This window comes from Streptomyces sp. NRRL F-5122, assembly GCF_001507435.1.
Lineage (GTDB): Bacteria > Actinomycetota > Actinomycetes > Streptomycetales > Streptomycetaceae > Streptomyces > Streptomyces lannensis.
Genome location: NZ_LMWH01000265.1, coordinates 15,078 through 36,568 on the forward strand (window position 1 = coordinate 15,078; position 21,491 = coordinate 36,568).

Annotated in this window: 18 protein-coding genes and 3 pseudogenes; 15 read left to right on the forward strand and 6 right to left on the reverse strand. The window is 67.8% G+C overall.

Annotated elements, in window-relative coordinates:
- Window positions 1–81: 81 nt before the first annotated feature.
- A complete protein-coding gene (locus ADL25_RS35500; protein ID WP_234381171.1) occupies window positions 82–1,353 on the reverse strand; it encodes a PP2C family protein-serine/threonine phosphatase in 1,272 nt (423 codons plus the stop codon).
- A 462-nt stretch (window positions 1,354–1,815) separates the two neighbouring features.
- Entirely contained in the window at window positions 1,816–2,004 is a 189-nt protein-coding gene (locus tag ADL25_RS35505) for a hypothetical protein (RefSeq protein WP_059132025.1), read from the reverse strand.
- Between the two features lie 671 nt (window positions 2,005–2,675).
- On the opposite strand from ADL25_RS35505, the gene ADL25_RS52355 reads away from it, so the two are divergent.
- The 8 genes and pseudogenes from ADL25_RS52355 (at window position 2,676) to ADL25_RS35540 (ending at window position 10,540) form a co-directional block, all read left to right on the forward strand.
- The gene (locus tag ADL25_RS52355) at window positions 2,676–3,059 is read left to right on the forward strand and encodes a GAF domain-containing protein (protein WP_416070660.1); all 384 of its coding nucleotides are present in this window, start codon (window positions 2,676–2,678) and stop codon (window positions 3,057–3,059) included.
- Window positions 3,055–3,657: pseudogene (locus tag ADL25_RS35510) on the forward strand (transposase); the annotation flags it as partial. The gene ADL25_RS52355 and the pseudogene ADL25_RS35510, both read left to right, overlap by 5 nt.
- A gap of 65 nt (window positions 3,658–3,722) precedes the next feature.
- Window positions 3,723–4,106 (forward strand): VOC family protein, encoded by a 384-nt coding sequence (locus ADL25_RS35515; protein WP_234381173.1) that lies wholly within the window; start codon window positions 3,723–3,725, stop codon window positions 4,104–4,106.
- Between the two features lie 145 nt (window positions 4,107–4,251).
- The gene (locus ADL25_RS51040; protein ID WP_234381174.1) at window positions 4,252–4,431 is read left to right on the forward strand and encodes a DUF664 domain-containing protein; all 180 of its coding nucleotides are present in this window, start codon (window positions 4,252–4,254) and stop codon (window positions 4,429–4,431) included.
- Window positions 4,432–4,768: 337 nt separating this feature from the next.
- Window positions 4,769–5,752 (forward strand): ABC transporter permease, encoded by a 984-nt coding sequence (locus tag ADL25_RS35525; RefSeq protein ID WP_059132035.1) that lies wholly within the window; start codon window positions 4,769–4,771, stop codon window positions 5,750–5,752.
- Between the two features lies 1 nt (window position 5,753).
- Entirely contained in the window at window positions 5,754–6,686 is a 933-nt protein-coding gene (locus tag ADL25_RS35530; protein WP_416070659.1) for an ABC transporter permease, read from the forward strand.
- On the forward strand, window positions 6,683–8,773 hold the full coding sequence (locus ADL25_RS35535; RefSeq protein WP_059132027.1) for an ABC transporter ATP-binding protein: 2,091 nt from the start codon (window positions 6,683–6,685) through the stop codon (window positions 8,771–8,773). Before ADL25_RS35530 ends, ADL25_RS35535 begins: the two co-directional genes overlap by 4 nt.
- Before the next feature lie 78 nt (window positions 8,774–8,851).
- Window positions 8,852–10,540 (forward strand): ABC transporter family substrate-binding protein, encoded by a 1,689-nt coding sequence (locus tag ADL25_RS35540; protein WP_059132028.1) that lies wholly within the window; start codon window positions 8,852–8,854, stop codon window positions 10,538–10,540.
- Between the two features lie 316 nt (window positions 10,541–10,856).
- Here the strand turns inward: ADL25_RS35540 and ADL25_RS35545 are convergent.
- Window positions 10,857–11,207 (reverse strand): annotated as a pseudogene (locus ADL25_RS35545) (alpha/beta hydrolase); the annotation flags it as partial.
- Window positions 11,208–11,258: 51 nt separating this feature from the next.
- Window positions 11,259–11,678 carry a VOC family protein gene (locus ADL25_RS35550; protein ID WP_181923272.1) on the reverse strand — a complete coding sequence of 140 codons (420 nt, stop codon included), beginning with the start codon at window positions 11,676–11,678 and terminating at the stop codon, window positions 11,259–11,261.
- Between the two features lie 237 nt (window positions 11,679–11,915).
- On the opposite strand from ADL25_RS35550, the gene ADL25_RS35555 reads away from it, so the two are divergent.
- Both ADL25_RS35555 and ADL25_RS35560 read left to right on the forward strand, forming a co-directional pair.
- Window positions 11,916–12,107: a hypothetical protein gene (locus tag ADL25_RS35555; protein ID WP_059132029.1), complete on the forward strand. Its 192-nt coding sequence runs from the start codon at window positions 11,916–11,918 to the stop codon at window positions 12,105–12,107.
- A 23-nt stretch (window positions 12,108–12,130) separates the two neighbouring features.
- Window positions 12,131–12,520 (forward strand): hypothetical protein, encoded by a 390-nt coding sequence (locus ADL25_RS35560; RefSeq protein ID WP_059132030.1) that lies wholly within the window; start codon window positions 12,131–12,133, stop codon window positions 12,518–12,520.
- A 598-nt stretch (window positions 12,521–13,118) separates the two neighbouring features.
- On the opposite strand, the gene ADL25_RS35565 is transcribed toward ADL25_RS35560, so the two are convergent.
- The gene (locus tag ADL25_RS35565; protein ID WP_059132031.1) at window positions 13,119–15,266 is read right to left on the reverse strand and encodes a glycogen debranching N-terminal domain-containing protein; all 2,148 of its coding nucleotides are present in this window, start codon (window positions 15,264–15,266) and stop codon (window positions 13,119–13,121) included.
- Between the two features lie 130 nt (window positions 15,267–15,396).
- Here ADL25_RS35565 and ADL25_RS35570 point away from each other — a divergent pair, with 130 nt between their 5' ends.
- The 5 genes and pseudogenes from ADL25_RS35570 to ADL25_RS52360 form a co-directional block, all read left to right on the forward strand.
- Window positions 15,397–16,482 (forward strand): LacI family DNA-binding transcriptional regulator, encoded by a 1,086-nt coding sequence (locus ADL25_RS35570; RefSeq protein ID WP_059132038.1) that lies wholly within the window; start codon window positions 15,397–15,399, stop codon window positions 16,480–16,482.
- 126 nt (window positions 16,483–16,608) lie between these two features.
- Window positions 16,609–17,850: a sugar ABC transporter substrate-binding protein gene (locus ADL25_RS35575; RefSeq protein ID WP_059132032.1), complete on the forward strand. Its 1,242-nt coding sequence runs from the start codon at window positions 16,609–16,611 to the stop codon at window positions 17,848–17,850.
- Window positions 17,851–18,075: 225 nt separating this feature from the next.
- Window positions 18,076–19,062, forward strand: coding sequence for a carbohydrate ABC transporter permease (locus tag ADL25_RS35580; RefSeq protein WP_059132040.1), 987 nt, complete (start codon window positions 18,076–18,078; stop codon window positions 19,060–19,062).
- Window positions 19,059–19,958, forward strand: a complete 900-nt coding sequence (locus tag ADL25_RS35585; protein ID WP_199839267.1) for a carbohydrate ABC transporter permease — start codon at window positions 19,059–19,061, stop codon at window positions 19,956–19,958. The genes ADL25_RS35580 and ADL25_RS35585 overlap by 4 nt, the downstream gene beginning before the upstream one ends.
- A gap of 170 nt (window positions 19,959–20,128) precedes the next feature.
- Window positions 20,129–20,247: pseudogene (locus ADL25_RS52360) on the forward strand (IS5/IS1182 family transposase); the annotation flags it as partial.
- Window positions 20,248–20,665: 418 nt separating this feature from the next.
- Here ADL25_RS52360 and ADL25_RS35590 read toward each other — a convergent pair.
- On the reverse strand, window positions 20,666–21,491 hold an 826-nt coding region (locus tag ADL25_RS35590; protein ID WP_059132033.1), incomplete at its 5' end, for an acyltransferase family protein.

The following is a 21,491-nucleotide window of genomic DNA, read 5'->3' on the forward strand; positions in this document are numbered from 1 at the left end:
TTTCGCAACGCGAACCAGAAGCCGAGCGAGCCAGCACATTACAGTGAGTTGCGTCTTGTCCGCTCGCAGGCATGACGGTGGTCAACTCGCTTCGCCAGTTCGTGTACTGGCCCGGCCGTCCTCGATGTCTGGTGCGACGAACGCCTGCCGGACAGCTTTGGTGGCATTCTGTACAGGGGCCTGACAACCGCGTTGCCGGCCGTCGCCGCATCCATGCCCGTCGACGCGATCCCCTGGTCCCTGTGCGGCACCCTCCGTGCTCGTCATGCTGCCGGCGGTGCTCAAGTCACCGGTCGGCCGGAAGGTGTGCTGGATAGCCACCATGGCAAGGTCGTCGCCCAGATGCTTGCCGGTGTGGGTGTCCAGGTCCTGGCTGACATGCTGCAGCAGGCCGTTCGGGCACCGCCACGTCCAGGTGGCGGCCCGGTCGAGGATAGGAAAGAAACAGCCGGTCGTGTTGCGGGCCTCGATCAGACCGTCGGTGTAGAGCAGCAGGGTGTCTCCCGAGCCGAATGGATAGGTGTCCACGTGGTAGTCGTCCGGCCTTGCCCCGGCCAGTCCGAGCGGGGGCGTGGGTTGGGATGGCAGCAGCCTGGTGATTCGATCGCCGTGCCTCAGCAGCGGTGCCGGGTGTCCCCAGTTGACGGCCTGTATGACCAGTTCGTCGTCGGGGATCTCGACCAGAACGGCGGTGACGAACCGCTCCCAGCCATCGGGATCGCTGTCGGCCACCTGAGCGAGATGCCTCCGGACGCTGTTCTCCAGGGCAGCGGCCAACTCAGGCAGTGCGTGGTGCTGGTGGGCGGCCTCCCGGAAGGCACCCAGCAGCGCGGAGGCGTCTTCGATTGCCGACAGACCCTTACCTCGGACGTCCCCGATCAGGAAGCGGGTCGTGCGCCCGGTCCGGGCGGCGGCGTACAGGTCACCGCCGACCATCGCATAGGCCGTGGCTGCCCGATACACCGAAGCAACGTTCAACGGGCCCAACTGTCCGGAGAGCGGCCGGAGCAGAACCCGCTGAGCCGCCTCCGACACCGCCCACACCTGGTGGAGAACCCGCAGGTGCCGGTCATGCCGTTCCCGGGCACCGAGGATGAGGAGGGCCACCACCACCAACGTGCCGAGGTGGATGAGCAGCAGGGGCGAATGCAGCAGGCCGTCGGCCTGGTCGACGACGATCACTACGGCGGTGAGGGCCATGATGACACCCGCCGCAAAGCGGGTACGCCTGACGGGCAGCAAGGCGGAGGCGATGAGAGGCGCAAATATGGAGTAGTCCGACCAAGGGACTCCACCGCCCGGCGGCAGGCCCATTTGCATCGCACAGGTAGCGATACTGGCGAGGGCGAGCAATGGCCACAGCCGCCAGGGCCGTGCTCGAACGGTCGGTGCGGACGTCAAGGCCTTTCCGCGGTCGATTCCCGGCAGGCGAAGCCGCGGCCGCTGTGAGGGGTCTCTGCGCCCCCCGTCGGAGGGCGCCAGAGACCCCTTTCCGGAAGTCTCCGCGGTCACGGAGACAACGGACACGGCCCACAGTCGATTGAAGCTGATTCTCATTGACGGCCTCTTCACGTCAGCAGCCGTGAGCCCGGCTACACGGCACGGTTCAATCGGTCCTAAAACACAATCGGTTAGTGAAGCGGATCAATCGCCAGTCCCGAAGTACCTCTGCTGGACTACGAAAACGCGATGTCAGCGGGTGACTCCGCCACGGCGCAGAAGCCCCAGACGGGGGATACCGGCTGCCTCTGCTTCGGTGCCTGCACGGGCCATGTGTGCGACTGTCGTCAAGGGCATCGGCTGGAAAGCCACTTGCTACATGGTGATCCAGACCCCGTGCTCACGCGCAATAGCCTGTTCGCGCATCACCCGGCCAAAGAGGGACATCAGCTTCTGGCCTCGGCAACGACGCAAGCAGCGGCAGGCACCGTCGTGGGCGAGCACCTCGCCGCCGCGATCTGCCAGGCCGATGTTCTCCTTCTGACGAAGTTCAAGGAGGGACACGTCGCCTTCCCCACCCGGCGAGTAGCGCCATGGTCGTAGAGGTCCGGTACACCTCTGGGTCGTATGAGGCGGGTGGCACCGCTCTCGTGCGAGCCCCCGTGCCCAATGTGCAGGAGCGGTGCCCGACGGCGGCATGCCTCGCGCAGGGTGGCGGAGGAAGCACGCAGGGTGACGCATCTGGTCATGATCCAATCGCTTTCCGCTCAGTGCGGCGGGCCCCCAACGGATGCCGCTGCAGACACCCGCGGGTCCCGGATCATTCGCAACGGTAGACACATGCCGCCAACGGAAGGCACCACGTAAATGCGTAGTCGCACCAGCCTGGCGGTGCGCCTCGCCCACGCGCTCGAATCCATCACCCCTTGCCGCTCCACGCCCCGTGTGTGCCCTCACCATTGCAAGACCGCCCTCGCCGTAACGGCGCCAGCCGGGCTCCTGGCATAACGCTGTCCGCGCCTGTTTCAGACAGGGTGCTGTCAATACACGGGCGTTGACGCTCTCGAGGGCGCCGCGGGCGCGGTCCGTTCGCCCCTGGCTGAGCTGATCAGCGGTGGACGCTCGCTCGGATCAGGACAATGACCGGCCGCCTGGTTCACGTCTCATACACGGTGCGCATCGGCGAAGCCTGCCGAATCCCTTGCGGCACGCCCTACAGGCGCAGCCTGAGGGACATGCGGCCCCGAGTCGTCTCCCCCATTCCTGCGCAGGCCCGCTGGCCGACACGTGACTCGATTCGAGCTGAGGTAATGCGCCAGAACGGCGTGCATTCCCTCATGGTGGTACCGCTCGTGGCGAACCACGTCGCACTCGGGCTTGTGGCCTTCTACCGATGCCAGGGGTCATCACCATTTCGGCAGGCCGACCTGCGGGCGGCGACCAACCTGGTGAAGCAGACCGCCCTGGTACTCGATGCGATTCGTCGCGGCCTGCAGGAGCAGGCGATGGGGCGCAGGTTCCAGCGCGCTCTGCTGGGCCAGCCACCCCATCTGACCGCTGTCGAAGAAGTCGACGGTCATGTGCCCGTGAACGGCCCACCGGGTGGGTGTTCGACGTGATCCCGCCAGTGCCCGTGTCGGGCTGGTGGCGGGAGTCTGCGGTGGCCACGGAATCACTGCGGCAGCCGCCATGAGTCAGCAGAAGGCGCAGGTCAGGGCCCTCGCGGTACAGGATATTGATCCCGCCGAGGTATTGAGCCGCGTTTTTCAACTGCCCGCACGTCAGTTCGAATACACCGCCCAGCCCGGCGCGACGAAGGCGATGCAGGAGATCTACAACGCCGAGGACCGCGCGCACGCCTGGCAGGCGATCGAGGCGTTCGCGAAGACCTACGGCGCCAAGTTCCCCAAGGCCGTCGCGAAGATTACCGACGACCGGAAAGAACTACTGGCGTTCTACGACTTCCCCGCCGAGCACTGGATCCATCTGCGGACCACGAATCCGATCGAGTCGACGTTTTCAACGGTCAAATTCCGCACCAAGGTCACCCGCGGTCCCGGCAGCCCGGCCGCCGCCCTCGCGATGATGTTCAAGCTGGTCGAGTCCGCCCAGGCGCGCTGGCGGGCCGTCACCGGAGCCCACCTGGTGCCCCTGGTACGTGCGGGCGCCCGGTTCGAAAACGGCGTCCTGGTCGAGCGAGAGGAGGCCGCCGCCTGATCCACCTCACGCGGCTCGTGACAATTGCCCGGCCAAGTGCAGGGCCCATCAGGCAGGCTACGCAAATGAGATCTCGAACTGGTGGCATGTGGTGGGGAACGGCGATCGAGGCTCCGGACCCCAGCGGGTTGGCGAAGTTCTACACCGAGCTCCTCGGTTGGCACCTCGGGCACGAAGAGCCGGGCACAGCCATCGTCGCCGCTTCTCCGCAAGGACCGTTCTTCGTCTTCCAGCAGGCGGAGGGCTATCGGCCGCCTGCATGGCCTCCGGTCGAAGGGGAACAGCGCCCAATGATGCACTTCGACTTCCAGGTAGGTGATCTGGACTCGGCGGTCACCGAGGCCGTTGCCCTGGGTGCCACGGTCGCGGAGTTCCAGCCGCAGGAGAACGTCCGGGTGCTCTTCGACCCGGCCGGCCATCCCTTCTGCCTGTGCTTCGACGAGGGATGACAGGGGGGCAGCCCCGGATGAAAGCCGGGAGAGGGCACACTATGAATGCCGGCCCGCCTCACGCCACGAGATCCACAACTCTTGACAATGGCTCTCGCCGAGGCCGCGGCGGCCTGGCAGGCAGAGATTGCTCACGGCCGCGAACTTGTTCGCCGACGCACTGCTGGACGACTCCGGCTCGCTGCCCGAGCAAGAAGCTCATCACGCCGGCGACCAGGGGGTCTCCCTGCGCTGGATCATGGTGCACATGATCGAGGAATGCGCACGTCACAACGGTCGTGCCGATCTCATCCGGGAGCGCATCAACGGGGCCACCGGAGCATAGGGCGGGATCACGCGACCGGAAAAAGGGCCACCCAACGGACGAATGCACCTGCCGTGCTCCGCCGGACCCGGCATTTGTGAAACCGGCATTGCGATCATGTGGCAGGCCGTGGGGAAGGCTGGCGCAGATCGCGATCACGGCCGAAGAATCTCTCCTGGCCCTTGATCCTCCGATACGGAGACAGGGGCCCTTGATACACAAGTCCGCCGCCGCCTCAACCGAGCGCGTGTTCCTGCCTGTCAGAAAGCACCACGACCATGCCCAGACCCGGCACACCCCCGCCGGTCCCGCGTGCGGCCACCGCTGCCGCATACCGCTCCTGCACGAAGGCGGGCCCATGGTTCGCCATGTGATGCGCAAGGCTGCAGGGTGGCTGGCGATGATCGTCGTCGCCACGAACGTGACATATGTGCTGGCCGCGTGGTTCCTCGATCCGAGGTCGAACTATCGGGGTCTGCGGCCGGTCCGCACAGAGCAGCAGATTGACCACGCCCTGACGCCGTACAACCTGGATCCGCGGGTTCCGCTGGCGGTCCGGTGGTGGCACTGGTTCAGCGATGTGGTCCTGCACTTCGACTGGGGGAAGTCCCCGGTCGGGGCATCGGTCAATTCGGAAATCGGCTTCCGGGTCCTGGTCAGCGGCCAGTTGGTCACCGCGGCCACGCTGCTGTCCGTGGTGGCGGGTGTGGCGCTGAGCGTGTTCACCGCTTCCCGGCAGTACGGCTGGTGGGACCGGATCACTCAGCTCGTCTCTGTGTTCTTGTTCAATGTCCCGGCGGCCGTCGCTGCGCTGGCGGTCGTCTTCGCCGGGATCTGGCTCAACCAGCACCTCGGGTGGCGTTTCCTGTATGTCGCCGGGGAGGCGTCGCCGACCGTCAGCGGGCTGTGGCCGACGGTTGCCGACCGGTTCCAGCACCTGATCTTGCCAACGCTGAGCCTGACCGTGCTGGGCTACGTCGGCTACCACCTGACGCAGCGTTCGCTGCTGCTGGACAGTATCAATTCGGACTTCGTGCGCACCGCCCGTGCCACCGGGCTGACACGCGCCCAGGCGATCCGCCGGCATGCGCTCCGCGCCTCGCTGATTCCGACGGCGACGTCGGTGGCATTCAGCATCCCGGCCATCTTCACCGGCGCGGTGATCACCGAGACCGTCTTCGGTTGGAACGGGATGGGCCAGTACTTCGTCCAGACCATCGCCAAGAACGACGTGCATGGTGCCGTGGCCGTGGCGGCGTTCGGTGCGGCCATGACGGCCATCGGGGCGGTCCTGGCCGACGTCGCGGTCGTCCTCCTCGACCCCCGGGTGCGGGTGAGCTGACGTGGCGACCACGGTGACCCCTCTGCCCGAGCCGCTCGATCCCGGCGCGGCCAACCGCGCTCTGGCACCCCGGCTCGGCAGCGGCCGGCTGTACTTGCGGCGGTTCGCCCGCAACCGCGGAGCCCTGCTGGGAGTGGCGCTTTTCGTGCTGCTGGTGCTCTTCAGCGTGTTCGGCAGCTTGTTCACGCGCTTCGCCTATACCGATGCGGACTTCGCGGCACTCACCCAACCCCCGAGTGCGACGCACTACTTCGGTACCAACCAGGGTGGCAACGATGTCTACGCCGAGGCCGTGCACGGCCTTCAGCGCTCCTTGGTGATCGCGGTCAGCGTGTCGGTGCTGACGATCGTGCTCGCCGCCGTCATCGGTGCGGGTGCGGCATATTTCGGCGGACGGGTCGAGAAGCTGACCTTGATGGTCATCCACTTCCTGCTCGTCGTGCCGTCGTTTTTGATCCTGGCCCTCATCTCTCACCACCTCGCCGGGGACTGGCGCGTGCTCATCCTGGTGCTGACCGTGTTCGGGTGGATGTCGACCGCGCGAGTCGTCTGGTCCCTGTCCACCTCACTACGTGAGCGGGACTACGTGCTGGCCGCCGAGTTCATGGGGGTGCGGCCATGGCGGATCGTCATGCGGCACATCATTCCCAACCTTGGCTCCCTGCTCATCGTCAACCTGACCCTGGGAGTCGTCGCCACCGTGCTCAGTGAAACCGCTTTGTCCTTCCTTGGTTTCGGGGTGCAGACACCAGACGTGTCGCTGGGCACGATGCTCGCCGACGGATCCGGCACCATCACCAGCGCGCCATGGCTGTTCGGCTACCCGGCCGCCCTGGTGGTGCTGCTGACCGTGTCGATGACGCTGGTCGGGGACGGACTGCGCGACGCGTTCGACCCGACGTCGACCAGCGCGGCGTTGAGAGGCCGACGATGACGTTGACCACCGCAGGGATGCACCCGCCGGCAGAATCGGCGGCACCGGCGCCGGTGCTGTCCGTGCGGGACCTGAGCATCTCCTTCCCCTCCGAAGCCGGCCCGGTCCAGGCCGTACGCCAAGTGAGCTTCGACGTCCTGCCCGGACAAACACTCGGCATCGTCGGCGAATCGGGATCAGGCAAGTCCGCGACGGCCATGGGCATCATGGGGCTGCTCCCGGAGACCGCCCACGTGTCGGGCAGGGTACTGCTGGGCGGCCGCGACTTGGTCGGACTGAACGACCGGCAACTGTCCGCGGTCCGCGGCAAGGGCATCGGCATGGTCTTCCAGGACCCGCTGTCCGCGCTGACCCCCATCTTCTCGGTCGGCAGGCAGCTGTCCGACGCGCTGCGCGTGCACCAGTCCCTGACGAAGCAGGCCGCATGGAACCGTGCAGTGGAACTGCTGGACCTGGTCGGTATCCCCGACCCACACCGCAGCGCCCGATCGTTCCCGCACGAGTTCTCCGGCGGCATGCGCCAGCGCGTTGTGATCGCACTGGCGATGGCGAACTCGCCGTCCGTCATCGTCGCCGATGAGCCCACCACCGCCCTCGATGTGACCGTGCAGGCTCAGATTCTCGGCGTGCTGCGGACCGCGCAGGCCGAGACCGGTGCAGGCATGGTCCTGATCACCCACGACCTGGGGGTGGTCGCCGGATACGCCGACGAGGTCGCCGTGATGTACGCCGGGCGGATCGTGGAGCAGGCGGGCGCCAAGGAGCTGTTCGGGCGACCGACGATGCCTTACACGATCGGGCTGCTGGGCGCGGTGCCACGGCCCCAGGCGCGGGCGGATCGGCCGCTGGTGCCTATCACAGGTGAACCGCCGTCACTGGTCAAGCTTCCGGCAGGCTGCTCGTTCGCGGACCGCTGCCCGGCAGCCGTCGACGCATGCCGCACGCAGGAGCCGGCACTGGCCGCGGTCCCCGGGCACGGGCAGGTCGCCTGCCTGCGCGTCGGCGACATAGCCGACGGCCATCTGGCGGCAGACTCGCTCTTCCCCGCCGTAGCGGATGCCGAAGAGCACGGCGGAGCCGGATCCGGCGGCGAGGTGGTGCTGCGGGTCGCCGGCCTGGCCAAGACATTCCCGGTCACCAAAGGCGCCCTCCTCAAGCGCCGTGTCGGCACGCTGCACGCCGTCGGCGACGTCAGTTTCGAACTGCAGGCCGGCCAGACCCTCGGCCTGGTGGGCGAGTCCGGCAGCGGAAAGACCACCACGCTGCTGGAGATCATGCGGCTCCGGCAGCCCGAGGGCGGTCGGATCGAGATCGTGGGCACGGACGTCGCCGCTCAGGGCTCCCCCGAGCGGGCGCGAGAGCTGCGCCGCGCCGTGCAGATCGTCATGCAGGACCCCTCCGGCTCCCTCGACCCGCGGCTTTCGGTCTTCCAACTGCTCGCCGAGCCGCTGCAGGCCGTGGGCGCAGACCGGGAGACGATCCAAGCCCGGGTGAGCGAACTCCTCCACCTGGTCCAACTGGACGCATCGGTGACGGACCGCTTCCCGTCGGCCCTTTCCGGCGGTCAGCGTCAGCGGGTGGGTATCGCCCGCGCGCTGGCAACCGAGCCGCGGATCGTGGTCCTGGACGAACCCGTGTCCGCACTGGATGTGTCCGTGCAGGCCAGCATCGTCAACCTGCTGACCAAGCTCCAGCGCGAACTGGGCCTGGCGTATCTGATCGTCGCGCACGACCTCGCCGTGATGCGGCACGTATCCGACCGCATCGCGGTCATGTACCTCGGGCACATCATCGAAACCGGCGACACCGAAGACCTCTTCACCAACCCCCGGCACCCATACACCGAAGCCCTGCTCTCGGCGATCCCGGTTCCCGACCCGCAGCTCGAGCGCTCGCGGGAGCACATCGTGCTGGAGGGCGAGCAGCCAAGTGCGTCGCGCCTGCCATCAGGCTGCGTCTTCGTCGACCGCTGTCCGCTGTACCGGCTGCTCGACGACGGGCTGCGGCAGCGCTGTCGCACTGAACGCCCGCTCCTGGGCTCAGCAGGGCCCGGTTCCGGCCACCGCCACGCCTGCCACGCCCGCTGATCGAAGCTCCTTTCCCCCCGCACCGACGCCGCGCCGTGCGGCGTCGGCCACCCCCCGAAGAAATGGATCCGCTTCCCCATGCGATCGACCATCGCTTCTGCCGCCGCGCTCACCGCGGCCCTCGCCCTCACTGTCACCGCCTGCAGCTCTTCCGGATCCAGCGCACCGGACGCCGGGAAGCGCGGCACGGGTGCGGCGCCCGCTGTGGCCTCGGCAAAGGTCGAATACAACCCCCAGCCGTACAACAACATCAAGGACGGCGGCACCTACACCACCCCCGGAACCTTCGACGACCAGGGCAACCCGTTCAACGCCAACGCCACCCTCACCGCCACCCGCGTGTGGTTCTGGTACAACCCCGACGTCATCACCTACTCCCCAACCGGTGAGGTGCAGTACAACCCGGACTACCTCAGCGACGTCAAGGTCACCGTCAACGGCGGCAACCAGCGCGTGGTCCTCACCCTCAACCCCAAGGCCACCTACAACGACGGCACCCCGATCGACTGGAAGGCCGTCAACGCGACCTGGCAGGCCAACAACGGCACGAACAAGGACTACAACGCCATCAACACCGAGGGCTACCGCAACATCACCTCGGTCACGCGCGGCACCGACGACAAGCAGGCCGTCATCGACTTCAAGGGCGTCGACCCCTGGTGGTCCAGCCTCTTCACGACCTTCCTGCACCCCAAGGCCGCCACCGTCGCCCACTTCAACGACGCCTACGTGAAGAAGGCCCACCCCGAGTGGGGCGCCGGCCCCTACACCGTCGGCACCTTCGACACCAAGAGCGGCAACCTCACCTTCGTCCGCAATCCCAAGTGGTGGGGCAAGAAGGGCAAGCTCGACAAGCGGATCTACGTCAACCTGGACTCGGCTGCGGCGATCAACGCATTCAAGAACGGCCAGGTCGACTACGCCTCCACGGGCAGTGCCGAGGACTTGAAGCAGATCAGCGGCGTCAACGGCACCGAGATCCGCCGTGGCGGCAGCCCCTTCGAGTACTCGCTCTACGTCAACGCCAAGTCCACGGCACTCAAGGACATCCAGGTGCGCAAGGCGCTGCTGGAAAGCATCGACCGGGCCCAGATCGCCAAGATCCAGTTCCAGGGGCTGGACTACTCCGAGCCGCTTCCCGGCTCGGCACTGCTCTACAGCTTCCAGAAGGGCTACTCGGACAACGTCTCGTCGGTGATCAAGTATGCGCCCGACGATGCGAAGAAGATCCTGGATGCTGCCGGCTGGAAGGCTGGCAGCGACGGTATCCGGCAGAAGGACGGGGCCAAGCTCACCGTGGGCTACACCTTGCTCGGCGACGATCCGCTGGACAAGGCCACGGCCAACGCGTTCGCTGCGATGCTGAAGCCGGTCGGTATCCAGGTCGACATCAAGAAGGCCGACGAGGCGGACTTCTCCAAGATCCTCAGCGAGCGGGACTTCGACCTCTTCCTGTCCGGCAACCGTTCCACAGACCCCTTCGGCGCCCGCTACCTGTACCAGTTCTACGGCACGGACAGCGACTCCAACCTGACCGGCACCGGAACCCCGGACCTGGACAAGGAGATACACGCCGCATCCCAGATCTCCGACGCCGGCAAGCAGACCGCCCAGGCCAACACCATCGAGCGTAAGGAACTGGCGCAGTACGCATTCCTGCCGCTGTTCAGCGGCCCCTCCATCTACGCCGTCAAGAAGGGCCTGGCCAACGTCGGCGCCACCATCTTCGCCACCCCCCTGCCGGAAACCGTCGGCTGGCAGAAGTAACCGATCTTCCGGGCTGAGCCCAAGATGCACGGGCTCAGCCCGGCGCCGGGAGCGATGTTCGTCCTGTTCCCCCGCGTCCGCTCCGCTTACGGTCTCAGTTGATCGAGTCCGCGGTCCGCGGATGCGGGGGCGGGGCCTCTCACTCCCGCATCTGCCTCCCCCGCCCCGGCCCGATGCCCCCATCGCCATCGGCTTGGAGGTTCCGGCCGATGGAGACCGTGACCCACTGGATGGGTGGCGGGCCCTTCGGAGACACTCCGGCGCCTCCCGTATCTGGTGCTTTGTGGCCTATGGAGGCTCGCCATCGATCCCAGGGCTAAAGGCCGAGCTTGAGCAGCAGTTCGGTCAGCTCTGTTGGCATGGTGATCGTGCAGTCGTGCCCGGTCGGCAGTTCCCACACCCGTGCCGGAGAACCATTGGGCTGTATCGCGGGGACGGGCCGCCGCGTGATGCCCACCGGCATTACGCCGACGCAGTGGATGTGCGTACGCGCAATCCCGTCCACGGCCGGGTTGTCCAGCCGGACCGGTTGTTGCAGGCAGCGCACCGGCTGGCCAGAGAGCATCGCGCGCAACCATGCGACGTCCGCCGGGTCGGTGACCCCGAACAGGCCGAGAGGTGCGGGCATCTCGGGCAGCGGTGGAACGCGACAGGCACTGTCGGACTTCGCGCGTGAACGCGCGGTGTCCGGCGATGGAGGCCGAGAACGCCTCGGAGCCTATTCCATTGCCGCCGGGTCCATCCACATGACCTGCCAGCCGTGGCCGTCGAGGTCATAGAAGCTGCGTGAATACATGAAGCCGTGGTCCTCGGCACCATCAGCTTCGGAGCCGCCCGCCGCGAGCGCCGCGGCGCTGACCGCATCGACCTCATCGCGGGATGACACGCTGAAGCAGTACAGCGCCAGTGTGTGCGTGGTGGGATCAGCCATCGGCAGTTTGGCGAACTCCGCGAACTTCTCGCGGCTGAGCAGCATGACGAAGGCCTGCTCGCCGACCGGCATGCAAGCGGCGGTCTCGTCGGTGAACATCGGGTTGAAGCTGAACCCGAGCTTGGAGAAGAACGCCTTGCTGCGCTCGAGGTCCGCTACAGGCATGTTCACGAACAGCATGCGGCCGGGGTGCGCGGGATTGGACATGGCGGGTCTCCTTCAGTGCCTCGATGGCGTGCGTCGTGGTAGACCGGCCCGGCCGGCCGAACTCATCGGCGGACCTCTGCTTCGTCGTAGTCGCGGCGTTGATCGAGATCACGGCCGCAGCTCAAAGACCGGAACCTTCACTTCTTCGGCTACTGGTCCAGGTGACCCGCCCCTGGACACGCGCACCGTACCCGCGTCTGCCGGGCCGGGACCGCCGCGCGGGACCGGACGGCCCAGTTGGCGGCCGAGCGCGGTACGGCCATCCACGGCCTGGTCGAGGACCTGGCGCAGAGCACGCCGACGCAGGCCGAATACGCCGAGCGTGCCGAGCTGGCCCGCTCCGAGCTCGCCTCCGCCCTCGCTAACGCGCCGAGTCCGGAGGGAGAGGCGAAGGCCCGGACTCTGCTGGAGCGCCTGGGCGCCGCCTAGCACGGTCCGCGGGCGGTCGCGTAGTGGCGGCGATCGCGGTCGTCCTGGACCATACAACCGCCGCGGCGTTGTACGACCCGAAGGATCCGTTCAACGAGGCGGTCGCCGCGTTCTACGTCCAGGCCTCCGACGGAGTCGGTGATCTGTATGCGCCGGTACTGTCACTGACGGCCGGCGACGCCGAGCGGCCGGGCTTGCTCAGCTACATCAAGGGCCTGCGGTTCATCCACATCGAAACGTTCGACACCGACGCCGCGGTCACCGCCACCGAGCTGCTGCGCTTCGGGCACTCCTGGGCCGCCGTCCACGCCGCTCGTCCCTCCGTGGCCCAACCCACCGGCCGGTTTTTGCTCACTGTGACGCCGAAGGCGTACGCAGGCACCGGCGTCCAGGCTGTCCACCCGAGCCAGTAGCCGTGAGCCGCCCGGAGGCAAAAGACGGTCACACGACCCCTCGGTGTACCGCCGGCACGACCGTCGCTTCGGCCCGGGCCCGGCCCGCCGCCACCTGATACCCGTGAAGGCATCCGCGCGCGTCACCAGATCGACGGTGACGAAGCCCGCGAAGGGCGTGGCCCCCGAGCTCGAGCACCGCCTTCTGCAGCACCTTCTCCCTCCCGGCGACGCCCGGGAACTCGGCAGTCAAGTACCTCGAGCCCTGCCGCAGATCCTCGAACTCGACCTCACCCGCCGCCCCGATCAGCCAGATCTGGGCCCGGTCCTGGCCGCTGTGGCCCGTGCCAGGGCTCCGGCATGCCCGAACGCATCGTCGCCTCTGCCGCCGCCGTGTTCGCGCCCGGCACAGACCTCCTGCCCGCATGTCGGTTCCCGAGAAGCCCTGGAACAGGCACGCTTCTACCTGCGCCAGGACATCGGCATCCTCGTCGGGTCTCGGCGGTCGAGACGTTCACCTTTGACACGACGTGGCCGTCCCAGAGCACGTATTGGGCATCAACAACTCTTCCGCCCTGAGGAATGACCTTCGTAGAAGGCGGATCACGTGCAATCGCCCCTACCGGTCAGTCGTGGCCACGACGGTCAGTCCCTTCGGACCTGTCACACTCACTGTCCCGTCCGCCGCCAGCGTGATGTCCAACGGTCCCCCGCCGACCTGGAGTCCCGTCACCGTCAGAGGCCCGTACGAGCTGGCGAATCCGGGGGCCACCGTGACCGTGCCGCCCGGGACGTTCGCATCCAGGCCCAGCGCCGCGCGCAGCACAAGTACCGATGACGCTGCCGCCCAGGCCTGGGGGCGGCAGGACGCCGGATAGGGGGCTGGGCGGGCGACGGCTTCGCTGCCGTGGCCGGCGTAGAGCTCGGGCAGGCGTGCGTCGAAGGTGGCCGATGCCGTCAGCAGGCCCGCCGCAAGTGGTGCGGCCGCGTCGGCGAAGCCCGCCCTCACCAGGCCGTGCACGGCGATGGCCGTGTCGTGCGGCCAGATCGAACCGATGTGGTAGCCATAGGGGTTGAAGCCCACCGCTGCACTGCTGAGTGTGCGCAGGCCGTGACCCGCATCGAGGTCGGGGGCCGTCAGCCGCGCCGCCAGCAGCGCGGTCTCCTCCTGGTTCAGCAGGCCTGTGCCGAGGAGATGTCCGAAGCCGGACGTGACCGCGTCCACGGGCGTGCCCTCCCGGTCCAATGCGACCGCCGGGTACGGGCCGGTCGCGTCCTCGACCCAGAATCGCTTGCGGAAACGGGTGGCGAGCTGCTCCGCCCAGTCCTCCCATGCGTCAGCTCCGGGCCGTCCGAACGCCCTCAGCAAGGCTGCTCCGGCGCGGGCGGCCTCGTAGGCATAGGCCTGTACCTCGCACAGGGCGATGGGCGGTTCGGCCAGGCGTCCGTCCTGGTGCCGGATGGCGTCGCCGGAGTCCTTCCAGCCCTGGTTGGACAGGCCTCGGCCGGTCCGGTCCACGTACTTCAGGAAGCCGTCGTCACCCGCGGCGCTGTGGTCGCGCATCCAGGCGAGCGCCGACTCGGCGTGCGGCAGCAGTTGTTCGACCTCCTCAGGGACCAGGCCCCAGAGCCAGGCATCGTGCAGCAGCGTGATCCACAGAGGTGTCGCGTCCACCGTGCCGTAGTACACCGGCGGCAGGGAGAAGGAGTCCGTGAAGTCCTGTGTCGCACGGCGTACTTCGTGCAGGATCTTGCCCGGCGCTTCCTCCGTGACCACATCGAGGACGGCGCCCTGGCGGCGCGCGAGTGTGCGCAGCGTACCGAGCGCCAGATCGGTGCCGAGCGGGAGCAGCATACGGGCGGCCCACAGCGAGTCACGCCCGAACAGAGTCAGGAACCACGGGGCGCCGGCGGCCAGGAACTGATCCAGACGGCCGCCTGTGCCCGTCTGCCCCTCGCTCGACTGCGGATCCGTCAGACGCAGTCGATCGAGGTCGGCGACCGACTGCTGCAGCCAGTGGTCGAAGCGACGGTCCGCGCTGCGCAGGACGGGGTGCCGCCATGGCAGGGTGTCCGCCGGGGGTGCCGGGAACTGGTCGCCCTCCGCATACGCCGCTGTGCACCGGAGCCTGGTCGTCCATGAGGTACCGGGGGCCAGTTCGACGTCGTAGGAAAGCCGGCCCGCTGCGGCGTCGAGTGTGTCGGGGGCCGGTTCGCTGACCAGTCGCACACTGAAGGTGTCGCGGGACCAGGCCAGTCCGGCGCCGTCCTGCGACCGCGCCGGTACGAGCGCCGGGCGACGTCCCGATTTCACCTCCTCCATCGTGGCAAGGTCGGTGCCGGCGGTGACCGCCAGCAGGAAACTCACGTGCCGGGTACCCGAGTTGACGACCTCGAGTTCTTCCTCCAGCTGACCGGACGTGACCGTGCGGCGGCGGTGCAGTGCAACCGCCGGGTCCGGCGTCACCTCGCCCAGCCCGCGCAGAATCGCTTGGAAGTCCGCCCGATCCGCCTCCCTGAATCCGCCCGCGATCGGCGTGAGGGCGATGCCGTCGACTGTGGTGGTCAGTCGCGAAAGGGCCCTGCCGTCACCGTGGAAGAAGCCGTCCGCTCCTCCGTCGAGCTGTCCGTCCCCACGTGAGATCACGAAGCTCGGCGCGTACAGCGAGACGACCGCGTCGTGCAGGAACGGCTGCAGGCCCTCGGTGGTGTGTGCAGCCCCCGCGATCGGACCGTTGGCGTCTTGGGTCTTGACAGTGCTGTCCAAAAGAGAAGAACCTCTCAGCGTTAGATCGTTCCAATGACACTAATGGCCAAGTCAAGGCGCTGGCAATGCCATTGGAACGCTCCAATGCGTCCGGTAATACCCTGCTCGTCCTCTCATGTCGGAGACCCGCATGCCCCGCTCCACCAGCAGTTCCTCGTCCAAGGGCGGCCCGGTGACCCTCGCCATGGTCGCCCGCCGGGCCGGGGTCTCCCCACAGACCGTCTCCAACGCCCTCAACTCACCGGACCTGTTGCGCCCGGAGACCTTGGAACGGGTCCGCCACGCGATCGACGTGATGGGCTACCGGCCGAGCCGCGCCGCACAGACGCTGCGCACCCGCTCCAGCAAGCTGATCGGCTACGGCGTCCAGCCCACCCCGGCGGGCTCCGCGACCCCGGTCATGGATCGTTTCCTGCATGCGCTGTCCCAGGCAGCCGACGAGGCCGGTTATCGCATCCTGCTGTTCGCGTGCCCGCCGGGCGGCCCGACCCTGGACGGTTACGAGGAGTTGCTCGGGCAGCACGAGGTGGATGGATTCGTGCTCAGCGGCACGGCACGCCAGGACCCGCGCCAGGCGTGGCTCGCCCAGCGTGGCGTGCCGTTCGTCGGCTTCGGCCGCATGTGGTCGGGTCGCCAGATCGGCGACTGGGTCGACGTGGACGGCGCCTCGGGCACGGACGCCGCGGTCGAGCACCTGGTCGCCCTCGGGCACCGCAGAATCGCCTTTCTCGGCTGGCCACGCGGCTCCGGTGTCGGTGACGACCGCGCCGAGGGCTGGCAGCGAGCCATGCGACGGCACGGACTGCCGACACGTGGGCGTCGTGCGCAGAGCGTGGACGACATCGACTCCGCGCGCAGCGCCATAAAGCCGATGCTCGACGCGGGCGTCACAGCCGTCGTGGCGGCCAGCGACATGCTGGCTCTCGGCTGCTACCACGCGCTGCGTGAGCGTGAGTCGGCCCCGGGCCGGGACGTGTCCGTGATCGGCTTCGACGACTCGCCCACTGCCGCGATCCTCTCCCCGACCCTGTCCACGATCGCCCAGCCGATGGAGGCGGTCGGCTGGGAGTGCGTACGGCTGCTGCTGGCACGGATGGCCGACGCCTCAGCGCCACCGGAACGGGTCCTGCTGGAACCCTTCCTCGTCGTCCGGGACAGCACTCCCGCGGTGCATCCCGGTCCGAGCGGGCCGACGACCTCGACGGCGGCCCGGTAGACAGCCGGCACCGGTTCCTCGGGCCGCCCCCCACTTGTTCCCTTTGACAACCCACCCCGGGCCCACTGCCTGCCGTGCCGCCCGGGTGGAGCCGCACGTCCCCACCTCGAATCCCCGGAGGCACACATGACCACCCGCACGGCCGCGGCCATCGTCAGTTGCGCAGCACTGCTCGCCGCTACGGGCTGCTCGTCGAACTTCGGCAGCGGCAGCAAGACGGAGCAGGACACCGGCAGTCGACAGCACCTGACGGTGCTGATCGCCACATCGGGCGACGCCGAGACGAAGTCCGTCAAGGACGCGGCGGCCGCCTACGCGAAGCAATCCGGCAACTCGGTGACCGTGGAGGTCGCCAAGGACATGAACCAGCAGCTCGCCCAGTCCTTCGCCGGGCACAAGCCGCCAGATGTCTTCTACGTCAACTCCGACCAGTTCGCCAACTACGCGAAAGCCGGCTCACTGTACGCCTACGGCGACCGGATCAAGGACGCGGATGACTTCTCCGCGCAGCTGCGCACCTCCTTCTCGTACGACGGCAAGCTGGTGTGTCTGCCGAAGGACACCTCCACCCTCGCGCTCGCCGTCAACACCGACTTGTGGAAGAAGGCAGGACTGACCGAGAACGACTACCCGACCACCTGGGACGAGTTGAAGGCGGTCGCGGGCAAGCTGACCAAGGGCGGCGTCACCGGGCTGGTCACCACCAACGAATACCAGCGGCTCGGCGTCTTCATGAAGCAGGCGGGCGGATGGGTCACCAACCCCGAGCAGTCGAAGATGACCTCCGACAGCCCCCAGAACGCCGAAGGACTCGGCTTCGTGCGGTCCCTGCTGAAGTCGGGTGCGCTGAAGTACGCGCAGCAGGTCGACACCAGCTGGGGCGGCGAGGCCCTCGGCAAGGGCAAGGCCGCCATGACCATCGAAGGCAACTGGCTCACCGGAGCCATGAAGCTCGACTATCCGAACGTCAAGTACAAGATGGTCGAACTGCCGGCCGGCCCGTCCGGAAAAGGCACGCTGGCCTTCAGTACCTGCTGGGGCGTGGCCGCCGAGAGCGCCCACCGGACGGCCGCCGTGGACCTCGTGAAGTACCTCAGTTCCGCGAAGCAGCAGCTGACGTTCGCGGATGCCTTCGGTGTCATGCCCTCACGTACCAGCACCCTCGACACCTACGCCCGACAGGAGCCGGACGCCAAGGCATGGGTCGACTCAGCCGCCTACGCGCAGGGCCCTGTGACCATAGCCGGATTCGACAAGGTGCTCAGCCAGTTCAACACCGATCTGCAGACGCTGAGCACCACCGACCCCAAGACGATCCTCGCAGCCCTCCAGCGCAACGGCGAGCAGGCCCTGACGAAGGGCAACTGAGCCGTCATGTCCCCCCGTACCACCCGCGCAACGCAGAATCCCCCCGGTGACGCCTCGCCCGTCTCCCGCCCGCACAAGGCCGGAAACCCTGGAACGACCGGCTCGCCGGACGCACCTGACGCGTCCGGCGGGTCCGGTCCCACCACGGCGCCCCACGCGGGCCGTGCTCCGCGTGCGGGCCACCGGCACGCCGACGGCGCATGGGGCTGGCTGTTCGTCAGCCCCATGGTGCTCGTCCTCGGCCTCTTCCTCGTCCTGCCCATCCTGATGGCGCTGTGGGTGAGCCTGCTGCACTGGGACGGACAGTCCAACCCGTTCAGTGGACAGGCCGAATTCGCGGGGCTCGACAACTACCGGTCCCTGCTCACCCAGGACGGCCTCGACCGCACGCTGTTCGCGACCTCACTGCGCAACACCGCCTACTACGTGCTGCTCACAGTGCCGCTCCAGACCGCCCTCGCCCTGGTGCTGGCGCTCGTCGTCAACCAGCGCATGCTGCGCGGTCGCAGTGCTCTGCGCACCGTGTTCTTCTTCCCCTCCGTCACGAGCTCGATCGCAGTATCCACGGTCTTCCTCTTCCTGTTCCAAGGCAGCGGCGCCGTCAACACGATGCTGTCCTGGATCGGGATCAAGGGCCCGAACTGGTTCGCAGACCCGCGCGGGGTGCTGTCTCTGCTGCTCGGCGCGCTGGGCCTGGTCGACCCCGACCATCCCACCGGCGTGCTCGCCTCCCACTCGTTCATGGGCCTGTCCTGGTACCAGTGGCTGTCCGGCCCGTCCGTCGCGATGTGCACGCTCATCCTGCTCGCCGTCTGGACGACCTCCGGCACCTTCATGCTGATCTTCCTCGCCGCCCTCCAGGACATCCCACGGGAGCTGGAGGAATCAGCCGCCATCGAGGGCGTCAACCGCTTCCAGATGCTGCGGTACGTAACCCTGCCCGCGCTGCGGCCTGTCCTCTTCCTCGTCCTCACCCTGGGGCTGATCGCCACCTGGCAGGTCTTCGACCAGGTGTACGTGATGGGTCAGGGCGCCCCCGGCAACACGACGCTGACACCCGCCTTCCTGTCGTATTCGGCCGCATTCGACGACGCCGACTTCGGACAGGGCGCGGCCATCGCCTTCGTGCTGCTCGCTCTGATCCTCTGCATGACCGCCCTGCAGCGCTGGGCCCTGCGAGAGCGTAACGCCGGCACAGGGAGGAACCGATGACGACCACGACCGAAGCCGTCCGGCAGCCGAGCCGTCCGGTTCTCGGCAGGTTTCCGCTGCCCCTGCGGGTTCTGGGCTACGCACTGGTCGTGGCGCTCGGCCTGCTGTACGTGCTCCCGTTCGCCATCCAGTTGGTGACCGGGTTCAAAACCGACCCGGACGCGGCCTCGCATCCTCTGGCGCTGGTGCCGTCGACCCCGACGACCGCCGCCTACCAGCGCCTGTTCGGGCTGAGTCGGGCCGGGGACGGGGTACCGTTCTTCCGATGGCTGGGCAACTCCGCGTTCGTCGCGGTCCTGGTCACCGCCGGTCGGGTGCTGTTCGACTCGATGGCGGGATACGCACTCGCACGGCTGCGTTTTCCCGGCCGGTCACTGCTGTTCGGCTTCGTCCTGGCAGTGATGGCCGTACCCGGCGTGGCGCTGCTGATCCCGAAGTTCCTCGTCCTGAACATCTTCGGGCTGTTCGACACCTACACAGGCATGATTCTTCCGTTGCTCGTCGACGCGGCGGGCATCTTCATCATGAAGCAGTTCTTCGAGTCGATCCCCCGTGAAGTGGAGGAAGCCGCCCGGGTGGACGGTGCGGGCGTCTTCCGGATCTTCTGGTCGGTGGTCCTGCCCATGGCGCGACCCGCACTCATCACCCTGACGATCCTGTCGTTCCAGGGCTCTTGGAACGAGTTCACTCACTTCCTGGTGGCAACTCAGTCCAGCCAGTACGAGACGCTCACGACCGGACTCGCACGGTTCGTGTCGGGCGGACTCGGCGGCGGCACCCAGTACCCGCTGAAACTGGCAGCGGCCCTGCTCTCCACACTGCCGGTGGCAGCGCTCTTCTTCTGCTTCCAGCGCTACTTCGTACAAGGGGCCAATGCGGGGGCGGTCAAGGAGTGACGGCTCAGGAGCCCGCGGCGCCCTGCCGAAGCCCCCAGGGAAGCCGCGCTCCCCGACCTAATCGGAGCGCGGTGTGCCCGTAGGTGAGAGACACGTTGGCGAGCTGGGTATCGCTGAGATTGCCGCCGTCGAGGACGTGGGCAGCCGTTTGTCCCTGCGGGCTGTCCTAGATCACCGCCGGGCAGCGCGGGGGCTCCCGCAGTTCGAGGTCGTCCTCGGCCGCATCAGGGTGCCCCGGCTGGGGTTCGGTAGACCGCGCACCCGGCCGAGGCGGGGGCGCGCCGACAAGACACCCCATGCAGCTTTGGGGTCAAGCAGCTGTTGCGAGCGATGGCGGTGCCGGTGGGGCGAACGCCCAGTGCCGGCCCGCCCCTCCAGGACTGACAACTGCCAATCCACAGTGCCTATTAGGCGTACGCCTCCCGCAAGAACCGCGCTTCCTGCGCAGACCTGGCATTCGCTGCACCATCCCGGACAAAGGCCGGCCAGGCCCGCAACCGAGGGAAACGCGCCTCCCGCGGCGGCCGTCCGCCGAAGTTCGACCCGGAGGACCACAAGGCTCGGCACGCGGTCGAGCGCGGTATCAATCGCCTCAGAAGGCACCGTGCGGTGGCCACGAGGTACGACAAGCTCGCGGTCCGCTACGAGGCGACCGTCCTCGTAGCGGCTATCAACGAGTGGCTGTGACCAGCACATTCGAGACGCCCCTAGGGTCGCATCCCGAACAGGAAGCGGGTCGCCCGCGTGCGGCGGACCAGCAGCTCGTACGCGGTGAGGGTGAGGATGAGGGCGATCACCACGATCACGGCGTACTCAACTGGGATCGGCGCAGACCAGCCGATCACGAAGTATGCGACGGCGACCACGATCGGCTGGTGCAGGACGTACAGCGGCAGCACGGCTGCGGCGAGATAGCCATAGAGACGCCGACGCGTCGTCGGGGTCGGGTTCGGCGCCGCACGCGGTCGCTCTGGCCGCCGACGGTCGAGGAGGCCTGGGATGGCGACCACCAGGCACCATCCGGCCGCACCGAACAGCGCCCGTGAGACGGTGGCCAGGGCGGTCATCTCCGTGAAGGGCTCGTCGGCCAGGGCAAATCCGGGGCCGGCTGCCGCGAACAGCAGTGCGCCGAGCCAGGCTGCGGTCCCGGCCTCGCGCCGCATCACGGTGCGCAAGCGGTCGTCGCTGGCGAGCGCGTAGCCGGCAACGAAGAACAGCAGGTACGACCAGCGGTGCCAGCCCGCGTAGTCCTCCTCCAGCCCTGCGAAGGCACAGATCGCCGCGAAGGCGAGGGCCGGCAGGAACACGACGCCCCGCCGGTGCAGGGTCACCTCCGCCACCCGGTCACGGATGCGGCGGACGCGCTCGCGCGGCAGCCACCGGTGGAACGGCACCAGCATGAGGGAGAACGCCAGGAGGAGCACGACGAACCAAAGATGGCCGGTCTCGAAGTGCTCGCCCTGGACGAGGAAGGGGAACTCTTCGGGCTCCAGGTGCACGTCGTAGAAGCGGGGCAGGAAGCCGAGGTACGAC

Coding starts and splice junctions, on each gene's coding strand:
- ADL25_RS35580 (WP_059132040.1), top strand. CDS start 18,076: ATGGTGCTCGTCCTCGGCCTCTTCCTCGTCCTGCCCATCCTGATGGCG.
- ADL25_RS52355 (WP_416070660.1), top strand. CDS start 2,676: ATGCGGCCCCGAGTCGTCTCCCCCATTCCTGCGCAGGCCCGCTGGCCG.
- ADL25_RS35575 (WP_059132032.1), top strand. CDS start 16,609: ATGACCACCCGCACGGCCGCGGCCATCGTCAGTTGCGCAGCACTGCTC.
- ADL25_RS35535 (WP_059132027.1), top strand. CDS start 6,683: ATGACGTTGACCACCGCAGGGATGCACCCGCCGGCAGAATCGGCGGCA.
- ADL25_RS35570 (WP_059132038.1), top strand. CDS start 15,397: ATGCCCCGCTCCACCAGCAGTTCCTCGTCCAAGGGCGGCCCGGTGACC.
- ADL25_RS35585 (WP_199839267.1), top strand. CDS start 19,059: ATGACGACCACGACCGAAGCCGTCCGGCAGCCGAGCCGTCCGGTTCTC.
- ADL25_RS35540 (WP_059132028.1), top strand. CDS start 8,852: ATGCGATCGACCATCGCTTCTGCCGCCGCGCTCACCGCGGCCCTCGCC.
- ADL25_RS35550 (WP_181923272.1), bottom strand. CDS start 11,678: ATGTCCAATCCCGCGCACCCCGGCCGCATGCTGTTCGTGAACATGCCT.
- ADL25_RS35515 (WP_234381173.1), top strand. CDS start 3,723: ATGAGATCTCGAACTGGTGGCATGTGGTGGGGAACGGCGATCGAGGCT.
- ADL25_RS35525 (WP_059132035.1), top strand. CDS start 4,769: ATGGTTCGCCATGTGATGCGCAAGGCTGCAGGGTGGCTGGCGATGATC.